The organism is Stenotrophomonas sp. HMSC10F06, from assembly GCF_001807865.1.
Taxonomy (GTDB): Bacteria; Pseudomonadota; Gammaproteobacteria; order Xanthomonadales; family Xanthomonadaceae; genus Stenotrophomonas; species Stenotrophomonas bentonitica_A.
This window is the reverse complement of record NZ_KV791259.1, coordinates 24,710-50,492: the sequence shown is the minus strand read 5'-3', so window position 1 is coordinate 50,492 and position 25,783 is coordinate 24,710. Positions and strand designations below refer to the sequence as shown.

27 protein-coding genes and 1 tRNA gene are annotated in these 25,783 nt (G+C 66.7%); 18 read left to right on the top strand and 10 right to left on the bottom strand.

Annotated features, from left to right (window positions below; translation table 11 throughout):
• Positions 1 to 138: 138 nt before the first annotated feature.
• Entirely contained in the window at positions 139 to 2,250 is a 2,112-nt protein-coding gene (pnp, locus tag HMPREF3113_RS03875; protein ID WP_019182695.1) for a polyribonucleotide nucleotidyltransferase, read from the top strand.
• A 241-nt stretch (positions 2,251 to 2,491) separates the two neighbouring features.
• On the opposite strand, the gene HMPREF3113_RS03870 is transcribed toward pnp, so the two are convergent.
• Positions 2,492 to 2,875: a VOC family protein gene (locus HMPREF3113_RS03870; RefSeq protein WP_216636719.1), complete on the bottom strand. Its 384-nt coding sequence runs from the start codon at positions 2,873 to 2,875 to the stop codon at positions 2,492 to 2,494.
• Between the two features lie 364 nt (positions 2,876 to 3,239).
• Between HMPREF3113_RS03870 and HMPREF3113_RS03865 the strand changes: the two genes are divergently transcribed.
• On the top strand, positions 3,240 to 4,424 hold the full coding sequence (locus HMPREF3113_RS03865) for a glycoside hydrolase family 18 protein (protein WP_070470907.1): 1,185 nt from the start codon (positions 3,240 to 3,242) through the stop codon (positions 4,422 to 4,424).
• 50 nt (positions 4,425 to 4,474) lie between these two features.
• Positions 4,475 to 6,073: a winged helix-turn-helix domain-containing protein gene (locus tag HMPREF3113_RS03860; protein ID WP_254427755.1), complete on the top strand. Its 1,599-nt coding sequence runs from the start codon at positions 4,475 to 4,477 to the stop codon at positions 6,071 to 6,073.
• On the opposite strand, the gene HMPREF3113_RS03855 is transcribed toward HMPREF3113_RS03860, so the two are convergent.
• The 4 genes from HMPREF3113_RS03855 to HMPREF3113_RS03840 all read right to left on the bottom strand — a co-directional run bounded on the left by HMPREF3113_RS03855 (position 6,042) and on the right by HMPREF3113_RS03840 (position 9,365).
• The gene (locus HMPREF3113_RS03855) at positions 6,042 to 7,121 is read right to left on the bottom strand and encodes a serine hydrolase domain-containing protein (protein ID WP_083298716.1); all 1,080 of its coding nucleotides are present in this window, start codon (positions 7,119 to 7,121) and stop codon (positions 6,042 to 6,044) included. The two genes, HMPREF3113_RS03860 and HMPREF3113_RS03855, sit on opposite strands and share 32 nt — an antisense overlap.
• A 108-nt stretch (positions 7,122 to 7,229) precedes the next feature.
• A complete protein-coding gene (locus tag HMPREF3113_RS03850) occupies positions 7,230 to 8,795 on the bottom strand; it encodes a PepSY-associated TM helix domain-containing protein (protein ID WP_070470904.1) in 1,566 nt (521 codons plus the stop codon).
• Between the two features lie 10 nt (positions 8,796 to 8,805).
• On the bottom strand, positions 8,806 to 9,069 hold the full coding sequence (locus HMPREF3113_RS03845; RefSeq protein WP_070470902.1) for a hypothetical protein: 264 nt from the start codon (positions 9,067 to 9,069) through the stop codon (positions 8,806 to 8,808).
• Entirely contained in the window at positions 9,069 to 9,365 is a 297-nt protein-coding gene (locus HMPREF3113_RS03840) for a hypothetical protein (protein WP_019182702.1), read from the bottom strand. The genes HMPREF3113_RS03845 and HMPREF3113_RS03840 overlap by 1 nt, the downstream gene beginning before the upstream one ends.
• A 407-nt stretch (positions 9,366 to 9,772) precedes the next feature.
• Here HMPREF3113_RS03840 and thrS point away from each other — a divergent pair, with 407 nt between their 5' ends.
• The 9 genes from thrS (at position 9,773) to HMPREF3113_RS03795 (ending at position 17,754) form a co-directional block, all read left to right on the top strand.
• Positions 9,773 to 11,677 carry a threonine--tRNA ligase gene (gene thrS, locus HMPREF3113_RS03835; RefSeq protein ID WP_070425580.1) on the top strand — a complete coding sequence of 635 codons (1,905 nt, stop codon included), beginning with the start codon at positions 9,773 to 9,775 and terminating at the stop codon, positions 11,675 to 11,677.
• A gap of 48 nt (positions 11,678 to 11,725) precedes the next feature.
• Positions 11,726 to 12,265 carry a translation initiation factor IF-3 gene (infC, locus tag HMPREF3113_RS03830; RefSeq protein ID WP_172838068.1) on the top strand — a complete coding sequence of 180 codons (540 nt, stop codon included), beginning with the start codon at positions 11,726 to 11,728 and terminating at the stop codon, positions 12,263 to 12,265.
• A 451-nt stretch (positions 12,266 to 12,716) separates the two neighbouring features.
• Positions 12,717 to 12,914, top strand: coding sequence for a 50S ribosomal protein L35 (rpmI, locus tag HMPREF3113_RS03825; protein ID WP_017355265.1), 198 nt, complete (start codon positions 12,717 to 12,719; stop codon positions 12,912 to 12,914).
• 10 nt (positions 12,915 to 12,924) lie between these two features.
• Positions 12,925 to 13,284: a 50S ribosomal protein L20 gene (rplT, locus tag HMPREF3113_RS03820; RefSeq protein WP_017355264.1), complete on the top strand. Its 360-nt coding sequence runs from the start codon at positions 12,925 to 12,927 to the stop codon at positions 13,282 to 13,284.
• A gap of 195 nt (positions 13,285 to 13,479) precedes the next feature.
• Complete coding sequence (locus tag HMPREF3113_RS03815; RefSeq protein ID WP_070470901.1) at positions 13,480 to 14,475, top strand: phenylalanine--tRNA ligase subunit alpha; 996 nt, start codon at positions 13,480 to 13,482, stop codon at positions 14,473 to 14,475.
• Positions 14,476 to 14,565: 90 nt separating this feature from the next.
• Positions 14,566 to 16,947, top strand: a complete 2,382-nt coding sequence (gene pheT / locus HMPREF3113_RS03810) for a phenylalanine--tRNA ligase subunit beta (RefSeq protein WP_070470899.1) — start codon at positions 14,566 to 14,568, stop codon at positions 16,945 to 16,947.
• A 26-nt stretch (positions 16,948 to 16,973) separates the two neighbouring features.
• Positions 16,974 to 17,273 carry an integration host factor subunit alpha gene (locus HMPREF3113_RS03805; RefSeq protein ID WP_005410432.1) on the top strand — a complete coding sequence of 100 codons (300 nt, stop codon included), beginning with the start codon at positions 16,974 to 16,976 and terminating at the stop codon, positions 17,271 to 17,273.
• On the top strand, positions 17,254 to 17,610 hold the full coding sequence (locus HMPREF3113_RS03800; RefSeq protein ID WP_019182707.1) for a MerR family transcriptional regulator: 357 nt from the start codon (positions 17,254 to 17,256) through the stop codon (positions 17,608 to 17,610). The genes HMPREF3113_RS03805 and HMPREF3113_RS03800 overlap by 20 nt, the downstream gene beginning before the upstream one ends.
• A gap of 67 nt (positions 17,611 to 17,677) precedes the next feature.
• Positions 17,678 to 17,754: transfer RNA gene (locus HMPREF3113_RS03795), tRNA-Pro, on the top strand.
• Positions 17,755 to 17,947: 193 nt separating this feature from the next.
• Here the strand turns inward: HMPREF3113_RS03795 and HMPREF3113_RS03790 are convergent.
• The gene (locus HMPREF3113_RS03790; protein WP_070470897.1) at positions 17,948 to 18,409 is read right to left on the bottom strand and encodes an Lrp/AsnC family transcriptional regulator; all 462 of its coding nucleotides are present in this window, start codon (positions 18,407 to 18,409) and stop codon (positions 17,948 to 17,950) included.
• A gap of 119 nt (positions 18,410 to 18,528) precedes the next feature.
• Here HMPREF3113_RS03790 and HMPREF3113_RS03785 point away from each other — a divergent pair, with 119 nt between their 5' ends.
• The 4 genes from HMPREF3113_RS03785 to HMPREF3113_RS03770 all read left to right on the top strand — a co-directional run bounded on the left by HMPREF3113_RS03785 (position 18,529) and on the right by HMPREF3113_RS03770 (position 21,120).
• Positions 18,529 to 19,146, top strand: coding sequence for a LysE family translocator (locus HMPREF3113_RS03785; RefSeq protein ID WP_019182770.1), 618 nt, complete (start codon positions 18,529 to 18,531; stop codon positions 19,144 to 19,146).
• 30 nt (positions 19,147 to 19,176) lie between these two features.
• Positions 19,177 to 20,022: a 3-methyl-2-oxobutanoate hydroxymethyltransferase gene (gene panB, locus HMPREF3113_RS03780; RefSeq protein ID WP_070470895.1), complete on the top strand. Its 846-nt coding sequence runs from the start codon at positions 19,177 to 19,179 to the stop codon at positions 20,020 to 20,022.
• Between the two features lie 372 nt (positions 20,023 to 20,394).
• On the top strand, positions 20,395 to 20,850 hold the full coding sequence (locus HMPREF3113_RS03775; protein WP_019182773.1) for a GNAT family N-acetyltransferase: 456 nt from the start codon (positions 20,395 to 20,397) through the stop codon (positions 20,848 to 20,850).
• 96 nt (positions 20,851 to 20,946) lie between these two features.
• The gene (locus HMPREF3113_RS03770; RefSeq protein ID WP_019182774.1) at positions 20,947 to 21,120 is read left to right on the top strand and encodes a DUF1328 family protein; all 174 of its coding nucleotides are present in this window, start codon (positions 20,947 to 20,949) and stop codon (positions 21,118 to 21,120) included.
• 94 nt (positions 21,121 to 21,214) lie between these two features.
• Here the strand turns inward: HMPREF3113_RS03770 and HMPREF3113_RS03765 are convergent, their stop codons facing one another.
• The 4 genes from HMPREF3113_RS03765 to HMPREF3113_RS03750 all read right to left on the bottom strand — a co-directional run bounded on the left by HMPREF3113_RS03765 (position 21,215) and on the right by HMPREF3113_RS03750 (position 23,579).
• Positions 21,215 to 21,985 carry a transporter gene (locus tag HMPREF3113_RS03765; protein ID WP_070470893.1) on the bottom strand — a complete coding sequence of 257 codons (771 nt, stop codon included), beginning with the start codon at positions 21,983 to 21,985 and terminating at the stop codon, positions 21,215 to 21,217.
• A 135-nt stretch (positions 21,986 to 22,120) separates the two neighbouring features.
• The gene (locus HMPREF3113_RS03760; RefSeq protein ID WP_070470891.1) at positions 22,121 to 22,537 is read right to left on the bottom strand and encodes a hypothetical protein; all 417 of its coding nucleotides are present in this window, start codon (positions 22,535 to 22,537) and stop codon (positions 22,121 to 22,123) included.
• A 38-nt stretch (positions 22,538 to 22,575) separates the two neighbouring features.
• Entirely contained in the window at positions 22,576 to 22,788 is a 213-nt protein-coding gene (locus tag HMPREF3113_RS03755; RefSeq protein WP_046273230.1) for a hypothetical protein, read from the bottom strand.
• A gap of 2 nt (positions 22,789 to 22,790) precedes the next feature.
• Positions 22,791 to 23,579 carry a MipA/OmpV family protein gene (locus HMPREF3113_RS03750; RefSeq protein ID WP_070470889.1) on the bottom strand — a complete coding sequence of 263 codons (789 nt, stop codon included), beginning with the start codon at positions 23,577 to 23,579 and terminating at the stop codon, positions 22,791 to 22,793.
• Between the two features lie 115 nt (positions 23,580 to 23,694).
• On the opposite strand from HMPREF3113_RS03750, the gene HMPREF3113_RS03745 reads away from it, so the two are divergent.
• On the top strand, positions 23,695 to 24,369 hold the full coding sequence (locus HMPREF3113_RS03745; RefSeq protein ID WP_019182779.1) for a response regulator transcription factor: 675 nt from the start codon (positions 23,695 to 23,697) through the stop codon (positions 24,367 to 24,369).
• Positions 24,366 to 25,730 carry a sensor histidine kinase gene (locus HMPREF3113_RS03740; RefSeq protein ID WP_052727520.1) on the top strand — a complete coding sequence of 455 codons (1,365 nt, stop codon included), beginning with the start codon at positions 24,366 to 24,368 and terminating at the stop codon, positions 25,728 to 25,730. Before HMPREF3113_RS03745 ends, HMPREF3113_RS03740 begins: the two co-directional genes overlap by 4 nt.
• The last annotated feature ends 53 nt before the right edge of the window (positions 25,731 to 25,783 follow it).

Genomic DNA, 25,783 nt, shown 5'->3' with positions numbered 1-25,783 from the left:
CCCCCCGCGGCGCAGGAATGCGCCGCGGTTTTGTTTTGGTAGTACCGCAATAAACGCCTGGGCCGGACAACCGGTCACCCGTCGGCGGCAAGGGTCGCCCGCGGTCCATTGAAGAAAGCATCATCCAAGGAAACCCCCGTGGCAAAAATCACCAAAACCTTCCAGTACGGCAAGCACACCGTCACGCTTGAAACCGGCGAAATCGCCCGTCAGGCCGGCGGTGCCGTCATCGTCAAGTTCGACGACACCGTGCTGCTGGTCTCCGCCGTTGCCGCCAAGAGCGCGCGTGAGGGCCAGGACTTCTTCCCCCTGACCTGCGACTATCAGGAGAAGTTCTACGCCGGTGGCCGTATCCCGGGCGGTTTCTTCAAGCGCGAAGGCCGCGCGACCGAAAAAGAGACGCTGATTTCGCGCCTGATCGATCGCCCGATCCGTCCGCTGTTCCCGGAAGACTACAAGAACGAAGTTCAGATCATCGCCACGGTGATGTCGCTGAACCCGGACATCGATGGTGACATCGCTGCCCTGATCGGCGCCTCGGCCGCGCTGTCGCTGGCCGGCACCCCGTTCAAGGGTCCGATCGCCGCCGCCAAGGTGGGTTACAAGAACGGTGAGTACATCCTCAACCCGACCGTGACCGAACTGAAGGATTCGGAGCTGGAACTGGTTGTCGCCGGTACCGCCAACGCCGTGCTGATGGTGGAATCCGAGGCCGCGCTGCTGTCCGAAGACGTGATGCTGGGCGCCGTGACCTTCGGTCACCGCGAAATGCAGAAGGTCATCAACGCCATCAACGAGCTGACCGTGGAAGCCGGCACCAAGCCGTCGACCTGGGAAGCCCCGGCCAAGAACACCGCGCTGATCAGCGCCCTGCAGGAAGCCATCGGCCCGCGCTTGGGCGAAGCCTTCCAGGTGCGCGACAAGCTGCAGCGCCGTGACGCCATCTCGGCGATCAAGAAGGACGTGACCGAGTCGCTGGCAGGCCGTGTGGCCGCTGATGGCTGGAACCCGGCCGAGCTGTCGAAGGAATTCGGCGAGCTGGAATACAGCACCATGCGCAACTCGGTGCTGGACACCAAGGTCCGCATCGACGGCCGTGCGCTGGACACCGTCCGCCCGATCTCGGTGAAGACCGGCATCCTGCCGCGTACCCACGGTTCCTCGCTGTTCACCCGCGGTGAAACGCAGGCCATCGTGACCATCACCCTGGGCACCGCCCGTGATGGCCAGGTCATCGATGCCGTTGCCGGTGAGTACAAGGAAAACTTCCTCTTCCATTACAACTTCCCCCCCTACTCGGTGGGTGAGACCGGCCGCATGATGGGCCCGAAGCGTCGCGAAATCGGCCACGGCCGCCTCGCCAAGCGCGGCGTGCTGGCAGTGATGCCGTCGCTGGAAGCCTTCCCGTACACCATCCGCGTGGTGTCGGAAATCACCGAATCCAACGGCTCCTCGTCGATGGCCTCGGTCTGCGGTTCCTCGCTGGCCCTGATGGACGCCGGCGTGCCGGTCAAGTCGCCGGTGGCCGGTATCGCCATGGGCCTGGTCAAGGAAGGCGATCGCTTCGTCGTCCTGTCCGACATCCTGGGTGACGAAGATCACCTGGGCGACATGGACTTCAAGGTGGCCGGTACTGCCGAGGGCATCTCCGCCCTGCAGATGGACATCAAGATCGAAGGCATCACCGAAGAGATCATGAAGCAGGCACTGCAGCAGGCCAAGGCTGGCCGTCTGCACATCCTGGGTGAAATGGCCCACGGCCTGACCGCCCCGCGCGAAGAGCTGTCGGACTACGCGCCGCGCCTGCTGACCATCAAGATCCACCCGGACAAGATCCGCGAAGTGATCGGCAAGGGTGGTTCCACCATCCAGGCCATCACCAAGGAAACCGGCACCCAGATCGACATCCAGGATGACGGCACCATCGTCATCGCCTCCGTCAACGCGATCGCTGCGCAGGCTGCCAAGGCCCGCATCGAGCAGATCACCTCGGACGTCGAGCCGGGCCGCATCTACGAAGGCAAGGTCGCCAAGATCATGGACTTCGGTGCGTTCGTCACGATCCTGCCGGGCAAGGACGGTCTGGTCCACGTGTCGCAGATCTCCAGCGACCGCGTCGAGAAGGTCGGCGACGTGCTGAAGGAAGGCGATGTGGTCAAGGTCAAGGTCCTGGAAGTCGACAAGCAGGGCCGTATCCGCCTGTCGATGAAGGCCGTCGAAGAAGGCGAAGGCGCCGCTGCCGCCGAGTGATCGGCCCACGCCGATCGGTCGGTAGGTGAGGACCATTGGTCCTCACGCGTCCCGGATGGTAGGTGAGGACCGTTGGTCCTCACGCTTCCCGGTCGGTAGGTGAGAACCGTTGGTCCTCACGCTTTCGCAGACAAAAAAAAGCGGGCTTCGGCCCGCTTTTTTTGTGCCCGCATGTCCAGCCAACAGTGCCGGTTCGCGGTGGAGTGCCATGCGATGCATGGCTGCCGTTGGGTGGGGCGCATTACGCCAGATAGCGCGATACCTCGATCAGATTCCGGTCCGGATCGCGGAAATACACCGAGAGGATCGGTCCGGTCGCACCCGTCCGCTGGACCGGTCCTTCTTCGACGGTCACGCCCTGCGCCTGCAGGTGCGCCAGGATCTCGTCCATGGTCGCGTAGGTGATCAGGCACAGGTCCGCCGAGCCCGGTGTCGGCCGTTCGGCCTTGGGGTCGAATTCGTTGCCGTGCGCATGCAGGTTGATCTTCTGCAGGCCGAAGCGCAGCGCCTTGCGCCCCTCGCCGAAGGTATCCACCTCCATGCCCAGCACGCGGTGGTAGAACTCACAGGTCGCGGCGACATCCGCCACGGTCAGGACCAGGTGGTCCAATCGGTCGATATGCAGGTCGGTCATCGGTGTCACGCAGCAGGCAGTCACTATCGCTGAACTGTAAAACCGATGACGCAAGGCGGGGGTGAACACCTGTCGCCGTCAGGCATGCACGCATGCAGGCATACATGCGGGCGGCGCGGGCGGGCGGCGCGGCAGAGCGGGACAGACCGCGCGGTCGTCCGCTGCGGGCGACGACTTCGAGTGACGCGTCCGTGGCGCGTACCGGGTGTTGCCGCACGGCCTGTGGACAGCCGTCAGGCCTGCGTGGGTCAGCCGTCAGTGTCCGCTGGACGGATTCGCAGGACATCACCGCGCAAAGCGCCCGCGCACCACAGCACGCTGCTAACGTGGCTTTGCCTTCGCCCCGGGAGATCCCATGTTCCGTCAAACCGTCGCTGTCCTGGCCGTTCTGATCGCCAGCGTGATGCCGCAGGCCGCCTCCGCCACGGAGTCGTTGCCCAAGGTGATCGGTGCGTACTACCCGGGGGGTTCGGCGGACCGCTACCCGGTGGAGACCATTCCGGCCGATACGCTCACCCATCTGTTCTATGCGTTCGCCACCATCGACCAAGGTCAATGCGTGGTCGCGCCGCAGGCCGATGCGCATTTCAGGGCACTGGCCGCGCTCAAGCGTGCGCATCCGACGCTGCACACCCTGATCTCGATCGGCGGCTGGAACGCGGGCGGGTTCTCCGATGCGGCGCTGACCCCGGAAAGCCGCGAACGCTTCGTGGCCTCCTGCGTGGCGATGTTCTTCGAGCGCCATCGCGGCAGCTTCGATGGCGTGGACATCGATTGGGAGTTCCCGGTATATGGCGGCCCGACCCCGATCACCGACCGCCCGGAAGATCGCCGCAACATGACCCTGCTGGTGCGCGAGTTCCGCCGCCAGCTCGATGCGCTGGACAAGAGAGACGGCCAGCACCGGCTGGTCACCGCCGCGCTGCCCGCCGGCCGCGTGCAGACCGATGGCCCGTATGATCCGGCCCGAAGCTATGAACTCAAGGAGCTCGGCCGCGCGCTCGATTTCATCAACCTGATGAGCTACGACATGGGCACCGGCTTCTCGGCGGTGTCCACCTTCAACGCGCCGCTGCACGCAGTGCCGGAAGATCCGCTGGCGCCGGAATTGAAACGTTGGAACAGCGTGGCCGGGGCGGTGGCCTACTACGAGCAGCACGGTGTGCCGAAAGACAAGCTGGTGCTCGGCGTGCCGTTCTACGGCCGTGGCTTCCAGCTGGAGAGCGATGCCAACCAGGGCCTCTACCAGCACTACAGCGCGCCGCATCCGGCCGGCGACTGGCGGCAGATCCAGGCCAGCATGCTCGGCCAGCCCGGCTGGGAGCGGCACTGGCACCCGGTCGCGCAGACGCCGTGGTTGTACAACGCCACCGGGAAGGTCTTCGTCAGCTATGAGGATCCCACCTCGATCGGTCTGCGCGCCACCTTCGCCAAGGACAGCGGTCTGCGCGGCGTCTTCATGTGGGAGCTGACCGGTGACGACGCGCAGGGCAGCCTGCTCAAGGCCATGGTGGCGCCGTTCCGGGTACCTGCGAAGTAAGCGCACCGAAGGGCGCCGCCACGCACGCGGCGTGCCCTATGCTTGCCGCCATGGAGAACGTCCGCTTGCTGGATCTGCACATCGACCGCCCTGCCCAGCAGGTGCGGCGAGGGGATCAGGTATTGCCGGTCGGCGGGTTGAGTTGGCGGCTGCTGGACTGCCTGCTGGCCCACGGCAACGCCGTCGTCGATTTCGACACGCTGGCCGATCAGGTCTGGGCACCGGCGGTGGTCGGCGAGGATGCGATCAGCCAGCGGGTGAAGCTGCTCCGGCAGGCGCTGGGCGATGACGGCCGCCGGCCGCGCTACATCCGCTCGGTTCGTGGCCGTGGCTACCAGTTGTGCGCCTCGCCACAGCCGATGATCCGTGATGCCGTCGCCAGCACCAGCACGGACGGTACTCCCGTCACACCCGGCGCGCGCGCACCCGCACGGTGGGTCTGGCTGGCTGGGGTAACGGTCGCCGCTGCTGCCGTCGTGTTCACCTTGGTACGTCCCGCCAGCGCACCGGCGTCGCCAGCGGAGGCGGTCCTGCAGCGCGCCGCTTATTACGCGGGTATCGGCCAGGCCAGCAACAACGAACGGGCGATCGCGTTGTACCGCCAGGCGCTGCAGATCGACCCTGAATCGCTTATCGCACGGCGTGGACTCGCCCGAGCGCTGGCGGCCGATGCCTGCTTGTTCAACGGCGCGCGCGAGCGTGCGCAGGAGGCGCTGGTGTTGAGCAGCCAGCTGGTGCTCAAGGCGCCGGAAGATGCCGCCGGCTGGGCCGCACGCGGCTATGCCCACGACTGCCTCGGCGCGATGTCGCACGCCATGGCGGACTACCGGCAGGCACTGCGGCGCGACCCGGGTGACGAGCGCACGCGCGCATCGCTGGCCTATCTGCAGCAGGAAAAAGGCGACCTCGCGCAGGCCCTGCAGGACAACCTGTCACTGCGCGCGCCCGAGCGGGTTCGCTTCCGCGACGTACAGGTCGCACGCGAACTGGAGCTGTTGGGGTTCACCGATGCGGCCGCTCGCCGGCACGCGCACAACTTCCAGCTCTATCCGGACAATGTGTTCGCCAACATCGCCTGGCCGCACAGCCTGTTGGCAATGGGGGAGTCGGCAAAAGCACAGCAGGCGCTGGATCAGGCACTGGCTCGCGGGACGCCACATCCGCAGTTGCTGCGCCTGCAGGGCGAGATGCTGTTGTTGAGCGGGAATCGGAAGGGCGCCGCCGGAGCCTTCGAGCAGAGCCGGGCATTGCGCCCGCAGCAGTCGATGGGGCAGACCCTGGCCGGCCTCTATGGCGATCCGGCGCCTGCCCCGACCTGGATCGCCGAGCGCCTGCAGATGCTGGAAGGGCAAGGCGATGATGGCTGGTCCGACACCGCACTCGAGCGTGCGATGGTGCTGCAGGCCCAGGGCGATGAGGCCGCTGCGCTGGTGGCCCTGCATCACGCGGTGAACGCCGGCTTCCGCGACTCGGCGTGGTTGCGCGCCACCCCCTTGTTTGCGCCGCTGCACGGTGTGGCCGGCTGGCAGGAACTGCTCGACACGATCGAGAAAGACGTATCCGCCCAGCGCGCCCGGGTGTTGGCCGCTCCATGGCGGCCAACAGACCTCGACGGCCTCAGCGCAGCGCGGGCAGCAGGAACTCGGTAAGGATGCGGCGCGACTGCGGGTGGGCGTAGCTGCGGTTGTAGGCCTGGCTGGTGATCACCGCGACCAGCTTCTTGCCGGGTATCACGAACACGTAGTTGCCGCCGTTGCCGGACATCGACCAGACCGTGGTCTGGTGCCCATCGACCGGAAGCTTCAGCCCCCACCACTGATAGCCGTAGTCGCTGCCATCACCGGTGGTGGCCTGGGCGCTGACCATCGCGCGGACATAGCGCGCCGGGATCAGCTGCTTGCCCTGCCAGCGCCCCTCGGCGAGCACCAGCTCGCCCAGCCGGGCGAGGTCCCGGCTGCGGTAGCGCGTCCCGCCGCCGCCCATGCCGATGCCTTCCGGGGAGCGGTTCCATCTGCTCGTCGTGATCCCCAGCGGTCGTTCCAGCGCCTGCGCGGCGTAGTCGGCCAAGGGCCGCTTCGTGGCCTGTTCCAGTACTGCGCCGAGCACGAAGGAATTGGCCGTGCAGTAGGCATGCGCGCGGCCGTGCGGGCTGTCTTCCGGTCGCGTCATCCACGGTGCGAAACCCTTGACCGGCAGCGACAGCGCGAAGTCCACCCAGTGCTCGGTCACGTACATGCGCTCTTCATTGCCGGCCGAGAACGCATTCTCGTCATCGCACTCCCACAGCGTGCTCATGGTGAGCAGGTCTTCCACCGTCATCGCGCGCAGCCGGGGATCGACGGGATGGCCAGCGGTGAACGCGGGGAAGTAGTCGTACACACGGGCCTGTACGCCGGGCAGGGAACCGTCGCCGATGGCGGCGCCGACCAGCATCGCGGTGACACTCTTGCTGGCCGAGCGCACGTCGTTGAGGGTATCCGCCGTGCCGCCGTTGAAGTAGCCCTCGTACGCCACCTGGCCGTCCACCAGCAGCACGATGCTGGTGAGCTGCTTGATGTCCTGGCTGGCGATCGCCGACTCCAGTGCGGTGATCCGGGCTGCGTCCAACTGGGCGGGCCCGGCCAGTGCGGTCGGTGGCAGGACAACCGCCAGGGCGAAGATCAGCGCGGCGGAAAAACGGGGGCGACAGGGGTGCATGGGCAAGGCTCCTCGAGATGAGGGCCGACTACGCCACGGGGCGGTCTGAAGTGCTGGAAACCCGGCTGAAGAATTCTGAAGGCCCGCCGCAGCAAGCCTTCGAGGCGATCAGCGCGGTGCACTCCAGACGCTGTTCGGATCACCATGCCGTGCCCGGCGCAGGCTCGCACGCGCCAGGGTGGCAAAACCAAAGGCCAGTGCCAGCGCCACCGCGTCCACCCAGAACAGCGGCCAGTAGCCCCGTGCCGCGCTCGCCCATGGCCAGAAGCCGGTCAGGGCGCCATGCATTACCGCTACCAGCGCGGTGCTGATCGCGGCCGCCCACAGCAGCTCACGGGCCGCCTGGTCGGGGCGACGCAGCGCCGCCCACAGGGCGCAGACGCCCCAGGTGACGAAACAGATCCAGCGGATGCCGTGGTCCACCGCCTGCGGCGCGACCTGCTCCAGGATCTGTGCGCCGACGAAGCTGGCCGAGATCGCCACGCACAACCCGATGCATACCCCCACTGTCGCGCGGGCCATGTTGATCTGCGCGCGGCCTTGTTCGACCTGGCGTCGCTTGCGCCGCGATTCGATCCACAGCAGGTTGCCGGAGTAGAACAGGAAGGCGCCGCCCAGGCCGAGCAGGAAGTACAGCCACACCACCACGCCATTGCCGAATTCACCGAAATGCAGCGCATAGGCGGCACTCAGGGTGGCGTGGTTGGCATCGCGCTGGCCAGGCAACTGGCTGCTCAGCAGGCGGCCGCTGGCCGTATCCAGGCCGACCGCGCCGAGCGGCCCCAGGGTGCCGCCGGATTCGCCGGTGATCTCGATCGTGGCGTTGGCATCGCCGGCATGGGCGAGCTTGAGGAAGGCCGGCTCGAAATCAGCCACGCCCTGCGCCCGGGCCACCTCGATGGCGCGGGCATGCAGCATGCGCAGGTTGGTTTCATCGCCTGGCTGGCCGCTGGGCTCGCGTATCGGCGCGGTGTCCATCGCTGCCGGCACCGCCTGCAGCAACTTGCCGTCGAAGATCAGCGGATTGAGCGCCGCCATCTGCAGGAAGATCAGGCAGAGCAGTGCGCCGGTCACCGCGAACATGAGGTGGAAGGGCAGGCTGAGTACGCCGATCACGTTGTGCGCGTCCTGCCACATCTGCTTGAGGTTGCGGCCCGGGCGCAGCGCGAACAGATCGCCCAGCAGTCTGGGCAGGTGGATGACCAGCCCGCTGAGCAGGGCCACGCCATACAGCAGGCTGACGATGCCCATCAGGTAGGTGCCCGCGACCGGCAGGCCGAGGCTGTAATGCAGCTCGTTGACCAGCTCCGCCAGCCCGGTCTGCGGGGGCGTGACACTGCCGTCGTAATGGTCCAGCCACGCGTACAGCCAGGTGCCCTTGGCGTCCTGCCAATACGCGATCGGCTGCGGGTGATCGCCACCGGGGAAGGTCATGCCGACGTGGGCACGCGCGGCCGGGTGGCGTTCGAGCACGCCATCGAGCAGGCGTTGCGCGTCGTCCAGGCTCGCGGCCGGCGTGTCCACCGCATGCGGGGTCTGCCACAGCGGCAGATCGTGGTGGAACAGGGTCAGCGCGCCGGCGTAGAACGCGACGAACAGCGCGAAGCCGGCGACCAGGCCGACCCACGTGTGCACGGTGGTGAAGGTACGCAGGGTCTGGGAACTGAACTTCATCGCATCGCTCTCATTGCACCGCGCCGGTCAGGCGCAGCAGCCACAGCAGGCCGAACCCGGCCCCGGCGGTGGCACTCATCACGGCCCACGCCCGCAGCCCGGTGCGGAAGCTGAAGGCCCAGATCGCGGCCAGCATCCACAGCGGGATGAACGCGATCAGGCTGGGTACCAGCGCGTTCTGCCACGGTCCCGGTGGCAGCCAGGCGATCAGCCCGGTCGCCGCGGCGGCCACGAAGAACCCCGCCAGGACGCCGGCGCCGGCCCGTGCCCACATCAGCGTGTCACCTGCGCCGGGCGGTGCCAGGCGGCGAGCAGGGGCAGCGCGATCGCCACCAGCATCCAGCTGCACAGCATCACCACCACGCCGGTGGCGATGCCCAGATTGGCGATCCACAGCCAGAGCGCCGCCACCGCGGCGACCAGGCTGATCTGCCGACCCAGGCGGCCGGCCCGGCGCAGGCGCGGCCAGCGGCAGTGCGGCGAGGCGGCATACAGCGCCAGCGCCGAGAACGCCGAGCCGGCCAGCGCCAGGCTGCAGAAGCCAAGCGAGGTCAGGGCGACCGTGATCATCGGGTGGCCGCCAGCGCACGCGGCAGGGCGCGGCAGGCCGGGAAGGAAGCGGGGCAGGGCATGGGGGAATCCAATCGGCAACCCTGTCCTGGTCAGGACAGTAACCCGCGCATGGTAATCATTGCCGTTTATGGGCGCCACACGTACACATTCAGGCGCCTGGGCAGGGGCATGCCGGCGCGCGGCGGCGCATTCATCGGCAGATTGGTTTAAGATCAGGGCATCTCTATCGAGGCAACAAGGTGGCCCGCGCCCTGCGCCGGTCTAGCGTGTGACATGAGCACTACCACCGCCCACCGCTGAACGCCCCCGACGGCCCCTGACGCAGGCGCCTTCGTGGCGCTTTTTTATTGCCTCGCCCCCGGATTCTCCAGGCCCCCTGCGGGCCACCAGACCAAAGCACTCTCATGATCGCGATCACGCTCCCCGACGGCAGCCGCCGTGAATTCGAACATCCCGTCAGTGTCATGGACGTCGCCCAGTCGATCGGCGCCGGCCTGGCCAAGGCCACCATCGCCGGTTCGGTGGATGGCGTGCTGGTCGATGCCAGTGACGTCATCGACCACGATGCCAGCCTGCGCATCATCACCGCCAAGGACGAGGAGGGCGTTGAGATCATCCGCCACTCCGCCGCCCATCTGGTCGGCCATGCGGTCAAGCAGCTGTACCCGGACGTCAAGATGGTGATCGGCCCGGTCATCGCCGAAGGCTTCTACTACGACATCTACTCCGAGCGTCCGTTCACGCCCGAAGACATGGCCGCCATCGAAAAGCGCATGGGCGAGCTGATCGCGCAGGACTACGACGTGATCAAGAAGGTCACCCCGCGTGCGGAGGTCATCGAGATCTTCAAGGCGCGTGGCGAGGACTACAAACTGCGCCTGATCGAAGACATGTCGCCGGACATCCAGGCCATGGGCATGTACTACCACCAGGAATACGTGGACATGTGCCGCGGCCCGCACGTGCCCAACACGCGCTTCCTGAAGGCCTTCAAGCTGACCCGCATTTCCGGCGCCTATTGGCGCGGCGACGCGCAGAACGAGCAGCTGCAGCGCGTCTACGGCACCGCCTGGGCCGACAAGAAGCAGCTCGATGCGTACATCAAGCGTATCGAAGAGGCGGAGATGCGCGACCACCGTCGCATCGGCAAGCAGCAGGACCTGTTCCACCTGCAGGAAGAGGCCCCGGGCCTTGTGTTCTGGCACCCGAAGGGCTGGGCGCTGTGGCAGGTGGTCGAGCAGTACATGCGCAAGGTGTACCGCAATACCGGCTACGGCGAAGTGCGCTGCCCGCAGATCCTGGACGTGTCGCTGTGGCAGAAGTCCGGCCATTGGGACAACTACCAGGACGCGATGTTCTTCACCGAGTCGGAGAAGCGTACCTACGCGCTCAAGCCGATGAACTGCCCGGGCCACGTGCAGGTGTTCAACCAGGGGCTGCACAGCTACCGCGACCTGCCGATCCGCTACGGTGAGTTTGGTGCCTGCCACCGCAACGAGCCCTCCGGCGCGCTGCACGGCATCCTGCGCGTGCGTGGCTTTACCCAGGACGACGGCCACGTGTTCTGCACCGAAGACCAGGTCGAGGCGGAAGTGACCGCGTTCCACCAGCAGGCGCTGGCGGTGTACCAGCACTTCGGCTTCGAGGAGATCCAGGTCAAGATCGCGCTGCGGCCCGAATCGCGCCTGGGCGATGACAGCACGTGGGACAAGGCGGAGGGCGCATTGCGCTCGGCCCTGTCCAGCTGCGGGGTGGAATGGCAGGAGCTGCCGGGCGAGGGCGCCTTCTACGGCCCGAAGATCGAGTACCACCTCAAGGATGCCATCGGCCGCACCTGGCAGCTGGGCACGATGCAGGTGGACTTCATGATGCCCGGCCGCCTTGGCGCCGAGTATGTGGACGAAAACAGCCAGAAAAAGCATCCGGTCATGCTGCACCGTGCGATCGTCGGTTCCATGGAGCGTTTCCTGGGCATCCTGATCGAGCACCATGCCGGCCAGTTCCCGGCCTGGCTGGCCCCGACCCAGGTGGTGGTGGCCAATATCACCGACGCTCAGGCTGAATACGTCAGTGAAGTCAGGAAAACCCTTGCAGATCAAGGGTTCCGCGTGAACGCCGATTTGCGCAACGAGAAGATCGGATATAAGATTCGCGAGCATACGCTGCAGCGGGTCCCGTACCTGCTGGTGGTTGGCGACCGTGAGAAGGAAAATGGCGCCGTGGCCGTGCGTACGCGCTCTGGCGAAGATCTGGGCAGCATGTCCGTCCAGGCCTTCATCGAGCGGTTGCAGGCAGAACAGTCCGTGTAAGAAAGTCCCGGCCCTGCGGATGCTCCGCGATGGGCCGGTTTGATTCCTCTGGGAGATTGCAATATCAGTACCCCTGACAACAAACAGAACCGCAAGAATCAGGAAATCCGGGTGCCGCGCGTCCGCGTGATCGGCAGCGACGGAGAAATGATTGGTGTGTTGACGCGTGACGAAGCGCTGTCGATGGCCGAAGACGAAGGTCTGGACCTGGTCGAGATTCAGCCGCAGGCTGATCCGCCGGTGTGCAAGATCATGGACTTCGGCAAGTTCAAGTTCGAAGCGCAGAAGAAGGCCAACGAGGCCAAGAAGAAGACCAAGCAGGTCGAGATCAAGGAAGTGAAGTTCCGCCCGGTCACCGATGAAGGTGATTACCAGATCAAGCTGCGCAAGATGCGCGGGTTCCTGGAAGAGGGCGACAAGATCAAGGTCAACATCCGCTTCCGTGGCCGTGAAATGAGCCATCAGGAACTGGGTCGCGAGATGGCCAGCCGGATCGAAGGTGATCTGGGCGAAGACATCGTGATCGAGTCCCGTCCGCGCCTTGAAGGCCGGCAGATGGTGATGATGATCGCGCCGAAGAAGAAGTAACCGGCCATCGGGCCTGGCCCGAACCGGCGGGAGGTAGAGCCGACCGCGGCAAAGGTAGAGCCGACCGTTGGTCGGCTGCCCAGCCCCGGCCGCACCTCTTCGCGCACACAGCGGGCGCCCATCGGCGCCTTCTGTCGTTTCCCGCGCGCGGCCTGGCGTCACGCCCGGGCTCGCGCCCGTTCCGTTCAGGTTCGGCCGCGCCGCGGTAAACACCCGCCCAATCAAGCGTTTGCAACTGTCCGTATACACGGGCATAATGGGCGGCCCCGTTTTGCGGGGGTGCTGTTTTGAACGGTTTCCCGCCCCACAAAGGCACGCTGTTCCAACGGCAAACAGGACCGGCCTGGTTCCCATCGGGGATCCCGGGCTTACAAGCAGGCAAGGGCACGGACGGAAAGTGTGGCAATGCCACCGCCCTGGTCAGTGACAAAACATCATCAAGGACATAGCAATGCCCAAGATCAAGACCAACCGGGCGGCGGCCAAGCGTTTCCGCAAGACCGCCTCCGGCAAGTTCAAGGCTGGCCACGCCAACCGCAGCCACATCCTCACGAAGAAGTCGACCAAGCGGAAGCGCAATCTGCGTCAGACGAACCATGTTCGTGCAGAAGACGCAGGCCGTTTGAACCGTATGCTTCCCTACCTCTGAGGACTGACCCATGGCACGAGTAAAGCGTGGCGTACAGGCGCGTCGCCGCCACAAGAAAATTCTGACCCTGGCGAAGGGTTACTACAACGCTCGCCGCAAGGTCTTCCGCGTTGCCAAGCAGGCCGTGATCAAGGCACAGCAGTACGCCTACATCGGCCGTAAGCAGAAGAAGCGCAATTTCCGTTCGCTGTGGATCACCCGCATCAACGCGGCTGCCCGCATCAACGGCCTGAGCTACAGCCGTTTCATGAACGGCCTGCTCAAGTCCGGCATCACCCTGGACCGTAAGGTTCTGGCTGACATCGCCGTGCACGACGCAGCTGGTTTTGCTGCACTGGCCGAAAAGGCCAAGGGCGCACTGGCGGCATAAGTCCATTCCCCTGCCGTTGCCGTTCACGCGCAACGGCTGTGGGTAAGGCAAATGCATGGGGAAGGGCGCAAGTCCTTCCCCATTCTTTTTTGTGTTGGCGGTGGCCCTCCCGGTGCCATCGATCGACAGCGGTGGCGACGGGGGTCGGCCCGACGCGCATCGCGATGGCATACCGACGCGAGGCTCCGGCTATCCATGAGTGACATCCAATCCCTGACCACGCAGGCACTGGCCGACGTGGCCGCTGCCCAGAGCCCCGACGCGCTGGAAGCCCTGCGCGTGGCCCTGCTGGGCAAGAACGGCAGCATCACCGCACAGCTCAAGCAGCTTGGTGGCCTGCCGGCCGATGAGCGCAAAGCCGCCGGCGAAGCCATCAACCGTGCCCGTGACGCGCTGACCAGCGCGCTGGGTGATCGCAAGACCGTGCTGGAAGACGCTGCGCTGGACGCGCGCCTGGCCGCTGAAGCGATCGACATCACCCTGCCGGGCCGTCGCGATGAGCGCGGTGGCCTGCACCCGGTGACCCGTACCCTGGAGCGCATCACCGAGATCTTCGGCCGCCTCGGTTACGAGCTCTCCGAAGGCCCGGAAATCGAAGATGACTGGCACAACTTCGAAGCGCTGAACTTCCCGCCGCACCACCCGGCGCGCGCGATGCACGACACTTTCTATTTCGGCGATGGCCGCCTGCTGCGCACGCATACCTCCGGTGTGCAGGTGCGCTACATGGGCGAGCACGCTCCGCCGCTGCGCATGATCGCGGCCGGCAAGGTGTACCGCAGCGACAGCGACCAGACCCATTCGCCGATGTTCCACCAGGTCGAAGGCCTGCTGGTCGACGAGCACTCCACGTTCGCCGATCTGAAGGGCACGCTGTCCGAGTTCGTGCGCGCGTTCTTCGAGCGCGATTTCGAGATGCGTTTCCGTCCCAGCTACTTCCCCTTCGTGGAACCCGGCGCGGAAGTGGACATCGCCTGGCAGCAGCCTGACGGCAGCACCCGCTGGCTGGAAGTGCTCGGCTGCGGCATGGTCCACCCGAACGTGCTGCGCAGCGTCGGCATCGATCCGGAGCGCTACACCGGCTTCGCCTTCGGCCTGGGCGTGGAGCGCTTTGCGATGCTGCGTTACGGCGTCAACGACCTGCGCGCGTTCTTCGAAAACGACGTGCGGTTCCTGAAGCAGTTCGCGTAACAGCGGAACCGCCGGGCAGCCCCCGGCGCTACGTCGCACCACCATTCATCACGGCCCAGGCGCCTGCGCCGGGCCCACCAGGGTGACACCATGAAATTCTCTGAAAACTGGCTGCGCAGCCACGTCCCGACCACCGTCTCGCGCGATGAACTCAGCGCGGTGCTGACCGCGATCGGTCTGGAAGTGGAAGAGGTCGATGCGCTGGGCGATGGCCTGCAGCATGTGGTCGTGGCGAAGATCATTTCCGCCGAACGCCATCCCGAAGCCGACCGCCTGCAGATCTGCCAGGTCGATGCGGGGCAGGGCGAGCACCTGCAGATCGTATGCGGTGCGCCGAACGCGCGCCCGGGCCTGGTCGCACCGCTGGCAATGGTGGGCGCCCAGATCGGCGATCTGAAGATCAAGCCGGCCAAGCTGCGCGGCGTGGAATCCAACGGCATGCTGTGCTCGGCCAAGGAGCTGGGCCTGGACACCGATGCGTCCGGCCTGTTCGAACTGCCCGACGATGCGCCCGTCGGCCAGACCCTGGTCGAGTACCTCGGCCTGCCCGACGCCAGCATCGAGATCAAGCTGACCCCGAACCGCGCCGACTGCTTCAGCATCCGCGGCATCGCCTTCGACGTGGCCGCTGCGTGCGCCAGTGAAGTGGTGCCGTTCGACGCTGCGCCGGTGGCCGCCGTGGGCACGCGTGAACTGTCCATCCAGCTGGACGCTGGCGCCGAAGCGCCGCGTTACGTTGGTCGCGTGATCGAGGGCGTCAACGCCCGTGCCGCGACCCCGCTGTGGATGGCCGAGCGCCTGCGCCGCAGTGGGGTGCGCCCGGTGTCGCTGCTGGTGGACGTCACCCAGTACGTGATGCTCGAGCTCGGCCAGCCGATGCATGCCTTCGATCTGGGCACCCTGCAGGGCAGCATCGGCGTGCGTCGTTCGCGTGCGGGTGAGACCCTGAAGCTGCTCGATGGTCGCGACGCCGCGCTGGACGACAGCTTCCTGCTGGTCACCGATGCCGACCGCCCGATCGCGCTGGCCGGCCTGATGGGCGGCTTCGATACGCGCGTCACCGACGACACCACCAACGTGTTCCTGGAGGCCGCGCACTTCGCGCCCGCCGCGATCATGGGCCGTGGCCGCAAGCTGGGCCTGCACACCGATGCCGGCCACCGCTTCGAGCGCGGTGTCGACCCGGTGCTGCCGCGCGCGGCGATCGAGTACGCCACCCGCCTGATCCTGGACCTGGCCGGCGGCACGCCTGCGCCGGTCACCGAGGCCGTGCGCGACGCCGACCTGCCGGCGACCGCCACCATCGGCCTGCGCCGCGCCCGTATCGCGCGCGTGTTGGGTATCCAGATCGCCGATGCCGATGTGGAGCGCATCCTGCGCGCGCTGGGCATGGACGTGACCGCGACCGCCGATGGCTGGCAGGTCACCGCGCCGAGCCGCCGTTTCGATATCGCCATCGAAGAAGATCTGATCGAAGAGCTGGCCCGTATCCACGGCTATGAGCAGATCCCGACCACGCTGCCGGGCGGTGCCTCGCGCATCGCCATGCCGACCGAGACCCGCCTGGACGACCTTAGCGTGCGCCGCCAGCTGGTGGCCCGTGACCTGCAGGAAACCATCAATTACGCCTTCGTCGATGCCGCGCTGCTCGCGCAGTGGCAGCAGAGCGAGGGTCTGGTCGCGCTGGCCAACCCGCTTTCCGCCGAACTGGCGGTGATGCGCCCGTCGCTGCTGCCGGGCCTGGTCGCGACCCTCGGCCGCAACGCCGCGCGCCAGCTGGGCCGCGTGCGCCTGTTCGAACTGGGCCGCGTATTCCATCAGCAGGCCGGCGAGGGCCAGCCCGCCCCGCTGGAGACCCAGCGCGTGGCTGCCGCGATCTGTGGCGATGCCGACACCCAGCAATGGGGCCTGCCGACCCGCAAGGTCGACTTCCACGATCTCAAGGGCGACCTGGAATCGCTGGCGGTCGCCAGTGGCGCCGAACTGGAGTTCAAGCCGTCGCAGCGTCCGTATGGCCACCCGGCACGTTCGGCCGAGGTCTACCGTGACGGCGTCAGCCTGGGCTGGATCGGCCAGATCCACCCGCGCCTGGCCAGGGCCATGGATATCGACGTGGACGTATTCGCTTTCGAGCTGGACCTGGCCCCGCTGGCCGCCCGCGCCCTGCCGCGCGCCACCGAGCTGTCGCGCTTCCCTTCGATGCGCCGCGATCTGGCCTTCCTGGTGCCCGAGGCCGCCGCCTGGGCCGACCTGGAAGCGACCCTGCGCCGGGCCGTCGGCCCGCTGCTGCGCGAGGTCACGCTGTTCGACCGGTACGTCGGCCAGGGGGTCGAGCCGGGCTTCAAGAGTCTCGCTATGGGCTTGATTTTGCAGGACAAGTCGCGCACTCTGACGGACCGCGACGTGGATGCGGTGGTGGCCGAGGCGGTCTCTGCCATGGAGCGTGAACATCACGCCCGGATCCGCGGTTGAGCGGGAAGCATGGGGGATAGCAGGCAATGGCATTGACCAAGGCGGAGATGGCCGAGAAGCTGTTCGACGAAGTCGGTCTGAACAAGCGCGAAGCCAAGGAATTTGTCGACGCGTTCTTCGATGTGCTGCGTGAAGCATTGGAACAGGGACGTCAGGTGAAGCTGTCCGGCTTCGGGAATTTCGACCTGCGGCGCAAGAACCAGCGCCCGGGTCGCAACCCCAAGACCGGTGAGGAAATTCCGATTTCCGCCCGTACGGTGGTCACCTTCCGTCCGGGCCAGAAGCTCAAGGAAAGGGTAGAGGCATATGCTGGATCCGGGCAGTAACCGAGAACTTCCGCCGATACCGGCCAAGCGCTACTTCACCATCGGTGAAGTCAGTGAGCTGTGCGACGTCAAGCCGCACGTGCTGCGTTACTGGGAAACCGAGTTCCCCAGCCTCGAGCCGGCCAAGCGCCGCGGCAACCGCCGCTACTACCAGCGCCACGACGTGCTGATGGTCCGCCAGATCCGCGGCCTGCTCTACGAGCAGGGCTACACGATTGGCGGCGCGCGCCTGCGCCTGGAAGGCGCCGATGCGCGCGAGGAATCGGCGCTGAGCAACCAGATCATCAAGCAGACGCGGATGGAACTGGAAGAAGTGCTTCAATTGCTGCGCCGCTGAACCATTTTTCACGCAAACCCGTTATACTCGTCGGCCCGCTGAGAGGCGGGGACATTGCCAGCATCATCGGGGCGTAGCGCAGCCTGGTAGCGCATCTGCCTGGGGGGCAGAGGGTCGTCGGTTCAAATCCGGCCGTCCCGACCAATGTTGGTGATTCGATCAAAGGCTTGTGCAGCGATGCGCAGGCCTTTTTTCTTTGTGGGCTGCTTACCCGCGGCGGTGCTCACGGCTCAGCGAATGTACCCGGACCGCAAGATCACCTCATCCACCGCCGCCACGTCGTCATATCATTCATCGTTGGATGCAGGCCGCGGTCGGAAGGCATGACGCCGTTGCCTCAACGCCCGTGCAACGGCAACGGCCGGTCGATCACCACATCCTTCATCACCAGGGTCGAGGTCAGCCGCTGCACGCCGGGCAGGGCGGAAAGGTGTTCGTCGTAAAGCTGCCGGAACGCGGCCAGGTCGCGGGTGATGACGTGCAGCAGATAGTCCGGATCGCCGAACAGGCGCTGCGCCTGCAGGACCTGGGGCACCTCGGCGACAGCCTGCTCGAAAGCGTCCACGGCGTGGCGGTCGCCGTCGCGCAGGGTGATGAACACCAGCGCCGAGAACTTCAGGCCCAGCGCGGCGGGATCGAGCTCGGCGCGGTAGCCCCGGATCGCGCCGGACTGTTCCAGCGCCCGCACGCGACGGTGGCAGGGCGAGACGCTCAGGCCGATGCGCTCGGCCAGTTCGGTCACGGTGAGGCGGCCGTCTTTCTGCAGCTCGGCAAGAATCCGCTGGTCGGTGATGTCCATGCGCAAGAGTTTCCTCCTGAGTGGCCGTGCCGGGCAAGTATTTGGGAGCACATTCCAAAGGAGCGGGAATATTCTTCTGTCTGGCACACGGATCGCGGCAAGACCGCCCTTTGGACCCCATGCAACCCAGCGTCATTGCCGCCTTCTGGGCGGTCTCGATCCTCTTCGTGCTCACCCCCGGCGCGGATTGGGCGCACGCGATCGCTGCCGGCCTGCGCGGGCGCGCGGTAGTGCCGGCGGTGGCCGGGTTGTTGTCCGGTCACCTGCTGGCGATCGGGCTGGTCGCTGCGGGCGTCGGCGCGCTGTTCGCCCAGGCACCGGTCGCGCTGCACGTACTGACCGTCCTTGGCGCGCTGTATCTGCTGTGGCTGGGCATCGGACTGCTGCGCCATCCGCCGGTCGCCGCCGCCGAAGCGGGGCAGGCCGTGGCGGGCTGGCGCCACTGGGCGGTCAAGGGCGCCTGCGTGAGCGGGCTCAATCCCAAGGTGCTGTTGCTGTTCCTGGCGCTGCTGCCCCAGTTCATTTCCGCCAGCGCGGCATGGGCGATGCCTGTGCAGATCCTCGCGCTGGGCATGGTGCATCTGGTCAGCTGCGCGGCGGTCTATCTGGCCGTCGGGTATGGCGCCGGTGCCGTGCTGCGCACCCGCCCCCGTGCATCACGCGTGGTCGGCCGCATCTCGGGCGCCGCGATGATCCTGATCGCGGTGCTCTTGCTGAGCGGAACCGGCACACTCTGACCCCACGTTGTCCCCACGAGGATCCTTGGCATGACCGAACAGCTCCATCCCTACGCGACGCCGGGCAGTGCCCCGGTCCCGGCCCCGCGCGTGCGTATCCCGCATCTGCAGCAGATGAAGGAGCGCGGCGAGAAGTGGGCGATGCTCACCGCCTACGACATGTATACCGCGGCGATCTTCGAAGACGCCGGCATTCCGGTGTTGCTGATCGGCGATTCGGCGTCCAACAACGTGTTCGGCAACGACTCGCTGCTGCCGGTCACGGTCGATGAGCTGATGCCGCTGTTGCGCGCGGTGAGCCGCTGCACGCGCCGGCCGCTGGTGATCGCCGATCTGCCATTCGGTTCCTACCAGGCCTCGCCGGAGCAGTGCTTCCATACCGCCGTGCGTTTCATGAAGGAAGGCGGGGCGCATGCGGTCAAGCTGGAGGGCGGCATCGAGATGGTGCCGCAGGTACGCAAACTGGTCAGCTGTGGCATTCCGGTGATGGCGCACATTGGCTTCACGCCGCAGTCGGAGCATCAGCTGGGTGGCTTCCGCGTGCAGGGGCGGGGCGACGATGGCGCGCGCCTGATCGAGGAAGCGCGTGCGCTGGAGGCGGCAGGTGCGTTCGCCGTGCTGATGGAGATGGTGCCCGGCGCGGTTGCCGCCCAGATCACCGCGGCGCTGAAGATCCCCACCGTCGGCATCGGGGCGGGCAGCGACTGCGATGCACAGGTGCTGGTCTGGCAGGACATGGCCGGGCTGCGCACCGGCAAGCTGCCGCGCTTCGTGAAGCAGTACGCGGACATGCACGGGCTGCTGCAGAAGGCGGCACGTGAGTTCGCGGCTGAGGTGGGGGCAGGCACGTTCCCCGGCCCGGAACACACGTTCTGATCGACAGGCGTATCGCCTGAGGCGCGTGCCCACCCCGCCCAATGCCGCCGGTCAGCATCCGGTGATGGATCATCTGGAGCTGATCGTGGGCGCGCAGGGCGATGCGCAGGGGCTGAGCATGCACACGCGGGTGTTCGGGGCTGGCGATTGGACCGGGCAGGGCGCGTGGCGCTCGGTGTCCTGGGTGCTGCCGGTGCCCGCACGCGGCGGGTTCGTCCGTGCCCGGGGCAGCAGTACTGCCGAGCGCTCGCCACTGCCCGATGTGCCGGGTGAGGATCCCTGGCCTGCCCCCGCATGCGACGAAGAATGGGCGGGTAGGGGCCATCGGGGTAGAGTGACTGCTCAACCCCATGGACGAGGAAAGAGAAAAAGATGGCGGTGCGCACCTTGGTAGCGGCGGATCTGGAACAGGCCAGCCGCATCTGTATGGCGGCCTTCATGGGATCGGTGGCCGATTCACTGACCCCAGTTGGTATCGAGACGTTTTCCCGCATCGCTTCGGTGGAAGGATTCCGTACGCGGATGTCGCACGACAACCTCATGCTGGTGTTCGAACAGCAGGACCGTATCGTCGGTGTGGCGGAGCTCAAGGAGGGCCGCCACGTGGCGATGTTGTTCGTGGACCCTGCCGCTCAGCAGCAGGGCATAGGCAAGGCGCTGATGGCCGCCATGATCGATCACGCACGCGTGGATGTGCTGAGTGTCAGCGCTTCGCTGTCGTCGGTGCCGGCGTATGAGCGCTATGGCTTTGCGTGCGCAGGCGAGGCGGCCGAATCCTCCGGCCTGAGGTATCAGCCGATGAACATGCAGCTCATGGCCCGCCCCTGACTTCACACCGTTCAGCCGACGCGTTCACGAAGGTGAGACAGCCCAGTGGCTACGGTGGAGTCCTGTCATTCAACCCGATTCGGGGAAAGGATCATCATGATCAAGTGGGCCATCATTTTTGCTGTCATCGGCCTGATCGCCGGCGCCCTCGGTTTTGCGGGCATCGGTGGCGCCGCCATCGGCATTGCCAAGTTCCTGTTCTGGGCGGGCATCATCATCGCCGTCGTGCTGTTCGTACTGGGCATGACCATCGCCAAGAAGGTGACCTGACCGGGCGCGCGCCTGCGCCAACGGTCAGGAACGAAGGCCTGCGCGATTTCGCGCAGGCCTTTTCATTGGTGGCTCTCGTTCCAGCGCACGCAGCTCACTGGAAATACACCGATACCCCCAGCCCGGCCTGCGTGTCCGGGCTGTCCTCATCCAGGCCCACGTCGAACGAGGCATCCAGCTGGACTGTCGGGGTCACCATCCAGGTGATGCCAGCCCCCGCTATTCCGGCCGAAGGCTCACCGTCGCTATCGGTGAAGCCCGCCTCCAGATAGGTGCTGATGGTATCGGTGGCGGCAAAGCTCAGGCTGGGTGCCCAGGTCACGCTGTCCTCGCTGCCACCGCGGGTGACATTGGCGTACAGCGCGCCGGTCCAGTGATCGTTGAACGCGTACTCGTAGCTCGCACCCAGCGCGTACTGCGTGGCGCCTTCGCTGAAGTCGCGCGAGCCGGTGGCGAAGGTGGTACTGGCCAACAGCGCCACGGCGTGCGTGTCCGAGGGCAGGGGCAGGGCGAACTTCAGGCCGACGCCCACATCACCGGCACCGCTGCTGCGCTCGGCGGGGGCATTGCGCGGTGCCACGCGCAGATGGTTCCAGGGCGAGGTGAAGGCCTGCAGTTCCACATGGCTGGCCAACCCGATACGGAGGTTGATGTCGGCACTGTACTGCGTGCTCAGCACCCCCCCGTCGTCGCGGTCTCGGCTGAAAGCGGGCAGCCCCGCCTCGAGCGCGACGCCACCGAGGGGCAGGGTCGAGGCGGCAAAGCCGATGCCGGGGCGATCGAAGGCCAGGTCCGGCGGCGCGTCCTGCTGCGCGTGCACCGCACCGGAGAACAGCAGAGAAACCAGCAGGGCCGAACACCGCATGCGCACGCTCCAGGCCGGCCGATACCGGCATCAGGCGCAGTCAGCCTGCCCCTTGGCCGGAATGTACCACGGTGATTTCGGCGGTCATGTGCAGGTGTCGGCGGCACCCGCCCGCAGGGCGGTGTGCGATGTCGCTCAGCGTGCTGGCCGGGTCATGGCGATGAGGGCATCACGCACGCGGTCGGTCGCCGCGTCCGGCGTGGCGTCACAGCCGAGCACACAGGCGCGGAGCAGGAAGCCATCGGCGGCATGCCGCGCGGCGGTCAGTTGCGCATCACCACGGTCCAGCGGATGTTCGCGCAGGACCGCATCGAGCCACGCACGCCGTGCGGTGATCCAGTCGCTGTCGACGTGGTGCGGCCGGCACTGCGCACTGATGGTGCGCCCGATATCGAACAGCTCGGCGATGTAGGCACGCGAGAACCGGCCATGGGCCTGACTGTCACGGTCCATGCGCTGCTGGATCGCGCGGTGGAGATTGGCCACGATCGCATGCGCGGCCAGGTCGTCATTGGCTGCTCGCAGCAGCAGGGTATCGGTTGCGTTGTGCATTCGCGCCTCCAGGACACCGGTGGGGGAAAAACGTGGGTTCAGCCGCGTGGCAGCGCCGGACCGCCCTGCCGCAGCAGCGTGTCCAGCAGCGCGACGACGCGTTCGCCCTGGCCTTGGCAGGCCAGCTCGAACGTGGTCTGCCCGTCGAGCGCGGGCAGGGGGGAATGCAGAATCCATTCAAGAACGGCGGCGCGGTCCGGTTCGATCTGCAAGGCCAGATCCGCGACACGACGTACGATTCCCTGACGCATGATCAGAATCCGTAACTGAGGGAGAGGGCGGCGGTGTCCATGTGATCGCCACGGGTCATCGGGCTGTCGCGCACGGCATCGGCCAGCGACGTGCGACGGATCGATGCGGTCGCGGTCCAGCGCGGGCCCAGCGGCATCACCGCGGCGATGTCCATGTATGGCGACACGCCGCTGCCGGCCGAGTAATGCGCCAGGCCACTGCGGGCCGCTTCGCGTTGGCTCACGCCGAAGTAGTAGTCGTTGAGATCGGCGCTGGTGTAGGTCACCCCCACCGCAGGCATGAAGGTCACGCGGCCGGCGGGAACCGGGTAGGCGTATCGGGCATCGGCCGAGAAGCCGCCCCCGTGCCCGGTCACTTCGGCCTGCGCGTTGGCCTGCAGCACGCCCCAGTCGGCCTGGTGGCGCCAGGACACGCCCAGCATCCCGGACAGGCTGCGGTTGTCCAGCTGGCGCAGCTGCGGGTCATGGCTGTCGCGGCGTTTGAAGCGCATCACGTACGGCGAGGCGGTGAGTGCCAGTTCGGACTGCGCGGTCTGGTGGAGGCGATAGCCCACGCTGCCACCGCGGAAGAAGAACGAACGGCCTTCCCAGCTGATGATCGGGGCGGCCAGACGGTCGGTGTCATAGCCGGCGTAGGGGGCCTTGAGGGCGACAACGGCGATGCCGACGCTTCCTTTCCTGCCCGCTTCGGGGGCATCGGCGGCCTGGGCGCCGGTGGCGGTCAACGCAGTGCCCAGGGCCAGGCCAAGCAGAGCGGAAGAAGGACGCGAAAAGCGGAAACGGACGTGCATGGACCTGCCGAAGGGGAACAACCGGAGCCTCATGGTGGGCGCCCTACATTGTCGGAACGTTACGTCGGCGTGCGCGGTACCATCGCCTCCTTCGTACCCCGCAGGCAACGCTCCCATGCGCCTTCTTCTCCTGGAAGATGATCCGGAAATGGCCAGTGCGATCCAGGTCAGCCTGGCGCGCCATGGCATGGTGGTCGACGTGGTCGGCTCGATGGCCCAGGCCGATGAAGCGCTCAAGGCCGGCGTACACCAGATCCTCCTGCTGGACCGCCAGCTCCCCGATGGCGATGGCGCCAGTTTCGTCCAGGTCGCCCGTGAGCGGGTGCCGAACCTGCCGGTGATCATGCTGACCGCGCGCGCTTCGGTGGCCGACCGGGTCACCGGGCTGGATGTCGGTGCCGATGATTACCTGACCAAGCCCTTCGCCGTGGAAGAACTGCTCGCACGGATCCGCGCGATCTCCCGGCGCCCCTCGCAGATCACCCTGCCGGTGTTGTCACTGGGCCGGCTGCAGTTCGATTTCGTGGCGCGCGAGGCACGCGTTTGCGATGTGCTGCTGGCATTGCCGCGGCGGCAGCTGCTGGTGCTCGAAGCGCTGGCGCTGCGCCAGGGGCGCACGGTGGGCCGCGCTTCGTTGCTGGAGGCTGTGTACGGTTTTGACGATGCCATCCAGTCCAATGCGCTGGATGCGCATGTCTCCAAGCTGCGCAAGGCGCTGCTGGAAGCTGATGCCGGCGTGGAGATCCATGTCATGCGCGGCATCGGATACCTGCTCAAGGACACGCCGTGAGACTGCTCAAACCCGATTCCCTGGCCTTCAACCTGGTCTGGAAGGTGTGCCTGATCCAGGCGGCGACCATCGCGCTGGCGTTGAGTGCGATGGTGCTGACCTACGGCGACCGTCGCTCGGCCTACATCGACTGGAAGACCAGTGACCAGATCGCATCGGCGATCTCCGTTGGCGCCCAGGGGCTGGAGGCGGATCCACCCAAGGTCGCCCTGGCCGTGCCGCGCCCGCCGGCCACGTTCTGGTTCGCCGCCGCCGACGAACGCGGCCGGCGGCTGGTGCATGGCGAGGTGCCCGTGCAGTACCGCCCGTTGGTCGCGCGGCTGGATCACATCGAGCAGACCGATATCCGCACCCGCATCAATGCCGATGCGCTTGCCGTGCGCGTGGTGGTCGTGGATCGGCCCGAAGGGCGATTGCACGTGGCGGTGGGCGGCATTCCCGAACGCAGCATCGTGCGGCAGCTGCTGTTGATCTTCCGCTATCTGGGGGGCTGGATCGCATTGCCAGTGTTGGTGATCACGCTGGTGGTGGCGCCGTGGGTGATCCACCGCGCGCTGCGCGGGGTCAACCGCGTGGCAGCGCAGGCGGCCGCGATCCAGGTCAACGAGCGTGGCAGCGGCCTGGATACGCGTGCGGTACCGCTGGAGATCTACCCGCTGGTGGATGCGTTCAACGCGGCGGTGCGCCGCATCGGTGAAAGCTACGACGCCCAGGACCGCTTCCTCGCCGGCGCTGCGCATGAGCTGCGCATGCCGATCGCGATCCTGGCCACGCGGCTGGCCGATCTGCCGCCCGGCGAGGCACGCTCGCGCCTGCAGCTGGACCTGAGCCGCCTGAGCAACATCGCCGAGCAGCTGCTGGATCTGCAGCGGCTGGACCGCCACGGCAGCCAGTCGCAGCGCATCGACCTCTCCGCACTGACCCGTGAGGTTGCCGCCGACGTGGCGCCGCTGGTCGTGGATGCCGGTTACGGCTTCTCGGTGGACGCCCCCGACCAGCCGATCTGGGTCCGCGGCGATCCACATGCACTGCACCGTGTCATCGCCAGCCTCCTGCAGAACGCCATCGCCCACGGCGGTGGCCGCGGCATGATCGCGGTGGCGCTGCACGATGACGGCAGCCTGTCGGTCAGCGATGAAGGCCCTGGTGTGCCCGAGGCCGAGCGGCTGTCCGTGTTCGAGCCGTTCCATCGGTTGCGGCCCAGCGGCAGCGGCAGTGGGCTGGGCCTGCATCTCGCGCGTGAGATCGTGCTGCGGCATGCCGGCACCATTGCCGTGGACAGCGCCCCCGGTGGTGGCGCGCGGTTCCTGGTGGTGCTGCCGGTGGATCCGCGGCCGGTGCTGGCAGCGACCCCGGCATGACCAATGGCAGCTGATCGGGCAGAGGCGTCGTGGGACAACGGACAGGTCCCCCT

Bases quoted from the DNA above. Each gene is read 5' to 3' on its own strand.
- panB (WP_070470895.1), top strand. From the start codon at position 19,177: ATGACCGAACAGCTCCATCCCTACGCGACGCCGGGCAGTGCCCCGGTC.
- HMPREF3113_RS03855 (WP_083298716.1), bottom strand. From the start codon at position 7,121: ATGCACCCCTGTCGCCCCCGTTTTTCCGCCGCGCTGATCTTCGCCCTG.
- HMPREF3113_RS03770 (WP_019182774.1), top strand. From the start codon at position 20,947: ATGATCAAGTGGGCCATCATTTTTGCTGTCATCGGCCTGATCGCCGGC.
- HMPREF3113_RS03865 (WP_070470907.1), top strand. From the start codon at position 3,240: ATGTTCCGTCAAACCGTCGCTGTCCTGGCCGTTCTGATCGCCAGCGTG.
- thrS (WP_070425580.1), top strand. From the start codon at position 9,773: ATGATCGCGATCACGCTCCCCGACGGCAGCCGCCGTGAATTCGAACAT.
- HMPREF3113_RS03790 (WP_070470897.1), bottom strand. From the start codon at position 18,409: ATGGACATCACCGACCAGCGGATTCTTGCCGAGCTGCAGAAAGACGGC.
- rplT (WP_017355264.1), top strand. From the start codon at position 12,925: ATGGCACGAGTAAAGCGTGGCGTACAGGCGCGTCGCCGCCACAAGAAA.
- HMPREF3113_RS03860 (WP_254427755.1), top strand. From the start codon at position 4,475: ATGGAGAACGTCCGCTTGCTGGATCTGCACATCGACCGCCCTGCCCAG.
- HMPREF3113_RS03800 (WP_019182707.1), top strand. From the start codon at position 17,254: ATGCTGGATCCGGGCAGTAACCGAGAACTTCCGCCGATACCGGCCAAG.
- HMPREF3113_RS03815 (WP_070470901.1), top strand. From the start codon at position 13,480: ATGAGTGACATCCAATCCCTGACCACGCAGGCACTGGCCGACGTGGCC.
- HMPREF3113_RS03845 (WP_070470902.1), bottom strand. From the start codon at position 9,069: ATGTGGGCACGGGCCGGCGCCGGCGTCCTGGCGGGGTTCTTCGTGGCC.
- HMPREF3113_RS03775 (WP_019182773.1), top strand. From the start codon at position 20,395: ATGGCGGTGCGCACCTTGGTAGCGGCGGATCTGGAACAGGCCAGCCGC.
- HMPREF3113_RS03765 (WP_070470893.1), bottom strand. From the start codon at position 21,985: ATGCGGTGTTCGGCCCTGCTGGTTTCTCTGCTGTTCTCCGGTGCGGTG.
- HMPREF3113_RS03745 (WP_019182779.1), top strand. From the start codon at position 23,695: ATGCGCCTTCTTCTCCTGGAAGATGATCCGGAAATGGCCAGTGCGATC.
- rpmI (WP_017355265.1), top strand. From the start codon at position 12,717: ATGCCCAAGATCAAGACCAACCGGGCGGCGGCCAAGCGTTTCCGCAAG.
- HMPREF3113_RS03750 (WP_070470889.1), bottom strand. From the start codon at position 23,579: ATGCACGTCCGTTTCCGCTTTTCGCGTCCTTCTTCCGCTCTGCTTGGC.
- HMPREF3113_RS03755 (WP_046273230.1), bottom strand. From the start codon at position 22,788: ATGCGTCAGGGAATCGTACGTCGTGTCGCGGATCTGGCCTTGCAGATC.
- HMPREF3113_RS03760 (WP_070470891.1), bottom strand. From the start codon at position 22,537: ATGCACAACGCAACCGATACCCTGCTGCTGCGAGCAGCCAATGACGAC.
- HMPREF3113_RS03785 (WP_019182770.1), top strand. From the start codon at position 18,529: ATGCAACCCAGCGTCATTGCCGCCTTCTGGGCGGTCTCGATCCTCTTC.
- HMPREF3113_RS03840 (WP_019182702.1), bottom strand. From the start codon at position 9,365: ATGATCACGGTCGCCCTGACCTCGCTTGGCTTCTGCAGCCTGGCGCTG.
- HMPREF3113_RS03805 (WP_005410432.1), top strand. From the start codon at position 16,974: ATGGCATTGACCAAGGCGGAGATGGCCGAGAAGCTGTTCGACGAAGTC.
- pheT (WP_070470899.1), top strand. From the start codon at position 14,566: ATGAAATTCTCTGAAAACTGGCTGCGCAGCCACGTCCCGACCACCGTC.
- HMPREF3113_RS03850 (WP_070470904.1), bottom strand. From the start codon at position 8,795: ATGAAGTTCAGTTCCCAGACCCTGCGTACCTTCACCACCGTGCACACG.